This window comes from Vibrio sp. V42_P2S4T144 (genome assembly GCF_009904715.1).
GTDB lineage: Bacteria > Pseudomonadota > Gammaproteobacteria > Enterobacterales > Vibrionaceae > Vibrio > Vibrio alginolyticus.
The window spans coordinates 1-4,962 of the sequence record NZ_WXWS01000012.1; the positions used below are offsets into that span (position 1 = coordinate 1).

Below are 4,962 nucleotides of genomic sequence, written 5' to 3' on the forward strand. Positions count from 1 at the left end.
TTCAAATCAATTTTTAGTTTAAAAAAGCCCCGTTTAGGGGCTTTTTTGTTGATCCCTGCCCTACCTTTGGTAATATCAGGGTGTTTTATTTCTAGCTTCAAAATAAAGAAGCAGAACACAAAAAGGTTTCAAAGTGATTACGCACGCAAACAGTTGCGTAGTTACCAAACTTTTGACTAGTATCAGAACTGACGCGCTTTGAACTCTTCCCGTGCTAGCGCACAAGATGTAAAGCAGTTAAGCTAAAATCTGGTCACAAACTAACAAAAAAATACATTTATTGGGGTATATCACATGTACGAGAAGCAAGTAGAAATCACAGCAGAAAACGGCCTTCACACTCGTCCAGCTGCACAGTTTGTTAAAGAAGCAAAAGCATTCGACGCAGACATCACTGTGACTTCTAACGGTAAAAGCGCTAGCGCTAAGAGCCTGTTCAAACTACAAACACTAGGCCTAGTAAAAGGTACTCAAGTTACTATTTCTGCTGAAGGCCCACAAGCTCAGCAAGCAGTTGACCACCTAGTTGCTCTAATGGACCAACTACACTAATCCGGTCTCCTACTCCAGAAGCCATTTTGTGAAAGCAAAATGGCTTCGTTGGAAATAGGCTCAAAACTAAGCTAAAACTATTCGTTAGCGCACCCATTATTCTCCCGTTTTATAAAGTTGACCAAACTTAAGGTAAGGCTATGATTTCAGGCATCCTAGCATCTCCTGGTATTGCAATCGGTAAAGCACTACTACTTCAAGAAGATGAAATTGTCCTAAACACAAACACTATTTCTGACGATCAAGTAGAAGCTGAAGTTCAGCGTTTCTTTGACGCTCGTAACAAATCTGCAGCTCAGCTAGAAACTATCAAGCAAAAAGCGCTTGAAACGTTTGGCGAAGAAAAAGAAGCGATCTTTGAAGGTCACATCATGCTTCTTGAAGACGAAGAGCTAGAAGAGGAAATCCTAGCACTTATCAAAAACGACAAGATGACTGCTGATCACGCTATCCACTCAGTGATCGAAGAGCAAGCATGTGCTCTTGAGTCTCTAGACGACGAATACTTAAAAGAGCGTGCAACTGACATCCGCGATATCGGTTCTCGTTTTGTTAAGAACGCACTAGGCATCAACATTGTTTCGCTTAGCGATATCAACGAAGAAGTAATTCTTGTTGCTTACGACCTAACGCCATCTGAAACTGCACAAATCAACCTAGACTACGTGCTTGGTTTTGCTTGTGATATCGGCGGTCGTACTTCTCACACTTCAATCATGGCTCGCTCACTTGAGCTTCCAGCTATCGTTGGTACTAACGACATCACGAAGAAAGTTAAGAATGGCGACATGCTGATTCTTGACGCAATGAACAACAAGATTGTTGTTAACCCATCAGAAGCTGAGCTAGAAGAAGCGAAAGCGGTTAAAGCAGCATTCCTAGCTGAAAAAGAAGAGCTAGCGAAACTGAAAGACCTACACGCAGAAACGACTGACGGTCACCGTGTAGAAGTTTGCGGTAACATCGGTACAGTGAAAGACTGTGACAGTATCCTTCGTAACGGCGGTGAAGGTGTTGGTCTGTACCGTACTGAATTCCTATTTATGGACCGTACTGCGCTACCAACTGAAGAAGAACAGTACCAAGCGTACAAAGAAGTTGCGGAAGCAATGAACGGTCAAGCTGTGATCATCCGTACTATGGATATCGGCGGCGATAAAGATCTCCCATACATGGATCTTCCAAAAGAGATGAACCCATTCCTAGGTTGGCGCGCTGTACGTATCAGTCTGGATCGTCGTGAAATCCTTCGTGATCAGCTACGTGGCATTCTACGTGCTTCTGCACACGGCAAACTGCGTATCATGTTCCCAATGATCATCTCTGTCGAAGAAATCCGTGAGCTTAAGAAAGCGATCGAAGAGTACAAAGAAGAGCTACGCGCTGAAGGCCACGCGTTCGACGAAAACATCGAAATCGGTGTTATGGTTGAAACTCCTGCTGCTGCTGCGATCGCACACCACTTAGCGAAGGAAGTGTCTTTCTTCTCTATCGGTACAAACGACCTAACTCAGTACACACTAGCGGTTGACCGTGGTAACGAGATGATTTCTCACCTATACAACCCACTATCACCTGCTGTACTTACTGTGATCAAGCAAGTTATCGACGCTTCTCACGCAGAAGGTAAATGGACTGGTATGTGTGGTGAACTTGCAGGTGACGAGCGTGCAACACTTCTACTTCTAGGTATGGGTCTGGACGAGTTCTCAATGAGCGGTATCTCTATCCCTAAAGTGAAGAAAGTAGTTCGTAACTCTAACTTCGCAGAAGTGAAAGCAATGGCTGAAGAAGCCCTTTCTCTACCGACAGCAGAAGAAATCGAAGCCGTGGTAGAAAAGTTTATTGCTGAGAAAGCTCAGTAATCGGTAGTACCAAGTAATTCAATACTTAATGGCCATTAGACGGCGAAAAAAGTCGTCTAATGAGCTATATTGGTATACTATAATTCGACAGAATAAAACCAAACCTTAGGAGCATGACACAATGGGTCTGTTTGACAAACTTAAGAAGCTTGTATCTGATGACAGCGCTGACGCTGGTGCTATCGAAATCATCGCGCCACTTTCTGGTGAGATTGTAAACATCGAAGACGTGCCAGATGTTGTTTTCGCTGAGAAAATCGTTGGTGACGGTATTGCTATCAAGCCAGCAGGCAACAAAATGGTAGCTCCTGTAAACGGTACTATCGGTAAGATCTTCGAAACTAACCACGCGTTCTCTATCGAGTCTGACGACGGTGTTGAGCTTTTCGTTCACTTCGGTATCGACACAGTTGAACTAAAAGGCGAAGGCTTCACGCGTATCGCTGAAGAAGGTCAAACTGTTAAAGCTGGCGACACTGTAATTGAATTCGATCTAGCTCTTCTAGAAGAGAAAGCGAAGTCAACGCTAACTCCAGTTGTTATCTCTAACATGGACGAAATCAAAGAGCTAAACAAGCTTTCTGGTTCTGTAACTGTTGGTGAAACTCCAGTTCTACGTGTAACTAAGTAATTTTTACTTAATCGAACACGAAAAAAACGCTGCCATTGGCAGCGTTTTTTATTCCCTGAAATTTTTTTCTGATCGACTTACATCAATGAAACCCGCTCAGCTAAGTAATCCAAGTGCCGAACTCGGCCTTTGCTTTGCCTGAGCCAATAATGCTGTTGTCGCATCTTGGAGGACTTGAGAACGCACCATTTCCGTAGATTCTCTTGCGAAGTCTGTATCTCTTATTCGACTCTTGGACTCTGTAACACTCCGATTCACAGTATTTAAGTTATCCATCGAGCCGTTTACACGGTTCTGAAAGCTGCCAATTTCACTTCGGTGCGAATCAACGTACTTAATTGCTGCATCAATCACCCCAACTGAAAGCTGAGCCTTACCTGCCGTCGACATATCAATGTCATCCATTGTGACTAATTGACCAGCGCTCACATCAAGCTCATCCGCTAAACTCCCTTCGAGAACCACACCCTCTGGCGCCTTCATCGTAGAAGCGAAGAATTGCAGTTCGTTGTTTTCCGTTACTGAAGCATTCACTATCGATTGTTGAGTATTGATGTAAGTGGCGACCTGTTCTATACGGTCACCCAATTTGAGTCCAATGGATTCCGTTTGGGTTTGCCCTTTACTGTCTTGGTATTCGACTTTGAGAGTTTGGTTATCTTTAGTGACTCGCCAATCTTTATCGACCGCATCACCAACATAATGCTGCCCTCCCATCTCTGGGATATGGCTACGCATGTTACGTAACGTCAAAGAGATTGAATTAGCGTTCGCGCCAATATGGAAACTTTGTGAACCGTAAGATCCATCAAACAGGTTTTTATCCGCAAATGTTGTCGTGATCGCGACACGATCAACCTCATCTTGCAGCGCTACGACCTCATATTGAATACTTTGCCGATCACTTGAGTCATAACTGCCGTTTGCTGCTTGAAGCCCCAGAGAGCGTAAGCGTTGCAATATGTCACTGCTTTCGTGCAATGCTCCCTCCGCTGTTTGAGCAACAGAAAAAGCGTCGTGTGCATTTCTTAAGGCGACATCAAGCCCTCTCGTTTGTACATGGAGAGTATTCGATATCTGTAAACCTGCCGCATCATCGCTCGCCGAGTTGATTCGAAACCCCGAAGTTAGGTTGCGTTGTGACTCAACATTTTGCGCAGCTGCTTGACTCAGGTGTCTCTGCGCCACCATCGCAGAAACATTGGAATTTAAAGAGATCATCTAATCGATATGAATGCCTTATCGAACATACTGTCAGGACACATCTGAATCGTTATAGCCAATAAGCAAAAAGCCAGGGATGAGCCTGGCTTTGGTTTCTTGCTTTGTTAAATTGATTAACCTAGCAGACTTAGCGCTGAGTTAGGCGCTTGTTTCGCTTGCGCAAGGATTGAGCTTGACGCTTGCGATAGAATTTGTGACTTGGTCATTGCCGTCGTTTCTTTCGCGAAATCTGTATCTTTGATACGGCTCTTAGACGCATTCACGTTCTCGTTAATGTTGTCCAAGTTGCTGATTGCGTGGTTGAAACGGTTCTGGAATGCACCTAGCTCTGCACGGTGGCTATCTACGTATTTCAGTGCTGCATCGATAATAGCAACAGATTCTTGTGCGCCACCAACTGAGGTTACGTCGATAGTATCTACTGTTACTTTTTTGCCTTCGCCCAAACCTAGCTCGCCAGATAGGCCGCCTGAAAACTCGACTTCGCCTTCGACTTTGTTGTTGCCAGCAAAGATTTGCAGTTTACCGTCTTGGTCTACTGAGGCTTTCACTAGGTCAGTTTGACCGTTAATGTAAGTCGCAAGCTCTTCGATATCGTCACCCGCTTTTGCGCTGATGTTGATTTCTTGCTCTTGGCCGTAGCTGTCCGTCAGGTTGATTTTTAGGTCATTCTTGCCTTGGGCAACGTTC

General features: G+C 44.5%; 6 protein-coding genes. 4 read left to right on the top strand and 2 right to left on the bottom strand.

The window, feature by feature from the left end:
* The 4 genes from CAG68_RS22240 to crr form a co-directional block, all read left to right on the top strand.
* Window positions 1–180, top strand: a 180-nt coding sequence (locus tag CAG68_RS22240) for a hypothetical protein (protein ID WP_237667814.1), incomplete at its 5' end; no start/stop codon positions are given.
* Between the two features lie 114 nt (window positions 181–294).
* Window positions 295–552: an HPr family phosphocarrier protein gene (locus CAG68_RS00305; RefSeq protein WP_005382043.1), complete on the top strand. Its 258-nt coding sequence runs from the start codon at window positions 295–297 to the stop codon at window positions 550–552.
* 140 nt (window positions 553–692) lie between these two features.
* On the top strand, window positions 693–2,417 hold the full coding sequence (gene ptsI / locus CAG68_RS00310) for a phosphoenolpyruvate-protein phosphotransferase PtsI (RefSeq protein ID WP_161440633.1): 1,725 nt from the start codon (window positions 693–695) through the stop codon (window positions 2,415–2,417).
* Between the two features lie 121 nt (window positions 2,418–2,538).
* On the top strand, window positions 2,539–3,048 hold the full coding sequence (crr, locus tag CAG68_RS00315; protein ID WP_005382041.1) for a PTS glucose transporter subunit IIA: 510 nt from the start codon (window positions 2,539–2,541) through the stop codon (window positions 3,046–3,048).
* A gap of 96 nt (window positions 3,049–3,144) precedes the next feature.
* Here crr and CAG68_RS00320 read toward each other — a convergent pair whose 3' ends face one another.
* Window positions 3,145–4,269, bottom strand: coding sequence for a flagellin (locus tag CAG68_RS00320; protein ID WP_054730132.1), 1,125 nt, complete (start codon window positions 4,267–4,269; stop codon window positions 3,145–3,147).
* A gap of 116 nt (window positions 4,270–4,385) precedes the next feature.
* A partial coding sequence (locus CAG68_RS00325; protein WP_161440634.1) for a flagellin occupies window positions 4,386–4,962 on the bottom strand: 577 nt, incomplete at its 5' end.